The sequence below is a fragment of the Dyella sp. 01N36 genome, assembly GCF_056399745.1.
On the sequence record NZ_JBFTRY010000381.1, the window covers coordinates 1 to 1,513 of the forward strand.

Genomic DNA, 1,513 nt, shown 5'->3' on the forward strand with positions numbered 1-1,513 from the left:
TCGTTGAGCAGGTGCGAGATCGTTGAGCAGGTGCGAGAAGCTGATCGCGCCGAGGATCCTGAACTCGGTAGCCTGTTCGGTGGATTGGCTGGCGGGCGGCACGGCGGCCAACGGCATGTCTTCGACGCGGGTTTGCATGGGGGCTCGTGAGGGAACGTGTGCGGCAAGGCGACGCGGTTGCGCCGCCGGGAACGTCACCTTAAAGTGAGCGAGTCCGGCCCGCACACGCAACCGGGTCAATTTCTGTCGAAAATGGGCCAAGCTCATGCGCAACGCCCGTGCCGAAGCCTATGACCAGACGCCCCGCGACGTCATTGCGACCGGTAATGACTATCCCCCGCACTATGTACTGCCACCGCATTCGCACCGTCGCGGCCAGCTGCTGTACGCCTCCACCGGGGTGATCACCACCATCACCAGTGAAGGCAGCTGGGTGGTGCCACCGCGGCGCGCGCTGTGGATACCGCCCGGCGTCTCGCACGAGGTGTTGATGGCCGGACCGGTGTCCACGCGCAGCGCCTACGTCACGCCCGAAGCTGTCGAGCATGCCGGCCTCTCACCACGTTGCCAGGTCATCAGCGTCTCTCCCCTGCTCCACGAATTGCTGATGGAAGCGGTGGATTTGCCGGCCGAATACGATCTGGAGGGCCGCGACGGACGCGTGATGGCGTTGCTGCTCGATGAGATCCGCCGCATGCCGGTGCTGCCGCTCAGTACGCCGCTGCCGCGCGAAAAGCGTCTCGCCGCGCTCTGCCGCCATCTGCTGGAACAGCCGTCGCAGGAAGTGAAGATCGACGACATGGCGCATCGTGCCGGCATGAGTCGGCGTCATTTCACGCGCACTTTCCGCGAAGAAACCGGCATGAGCTTCACCGCCTGGCGTCAGCAGGCATGCCTGTTGTCGGCCTTGACGCGACTGAGCAATGGCGAGGCGATCACGCAGGTGGCGGTCGATCTGGGCTATGGCAATCCCAGTGCGTTTACGGCGGCGTTCCGGCGTGTGTTGGGGATGGCGCCGAGCCGGTATCTGGCGACGCCCTTGGGATAAACCGTTGCGCTGGCGATATCTGTGTGGGAGCGCACCCTGTGCGCGACAGGCGTGCTGCGACGACGCTACGGAGAGGCACGCCTGTCGCGCACAGGGCCAGCGCAGAGCGCGACGCCGCCATCACCGAACAGGTGCCCGCCTGTCGCGCACAGGGTCGCCTGTCGCGCACAGGGTGCGCTCCCACAAATGATCATCGGCGGCAATCACGGCTCCATAACATCCGACTATGCACTGTCACAGGTTCGTCAGATGCGATGGGCAATATGTCGGTCTTATGACAGCGCACACGTCTGCGCTTTCCTGCCATGGCCCGGTCGCAATTGACGGCTTACCATGCTTTCCATTCGCGGATAGCGCAGCCAGTCTCGCGCCCGCCCAGCGAACGGTGAACCGATGAGTACCGATGTCGTCCGAACCAGCGCAGAGCGCGACGCCGCCATCACCGAACAGGTGCCCGCCTGTCGC

At 64.6% G+C, this 1,513-nt stretch carries 1 protein-coding gene; it reads left to right on the forward strand.

Translation table 11 applies throughout. From position 1 onward, the window contains the following. Positions 1-265 precede the first annotated feature (265 nt). Positions 266-1,048, forward strand: a complete 783-nt coding sequence (locus AC1DMG_RS22290; RefSeq protein WP_477177384.1) for an AraC family transcriptional regulator — start codon at positions 266-268, stop codon at positions 1,046-1,048. Positions 1,049-1,513: the final 465 nt, after the last annotated feature.

Bases quoted from the DNA above. Each gene is read 5' to 3' on its own strand.
- AC1DMG_RS22290 (WP_477177384.1), top strand. From the start codon at position 266: ATGCGCAACGCCCGTGCCGAAGCCTATGACCAGACGCCCCGCGACGTC.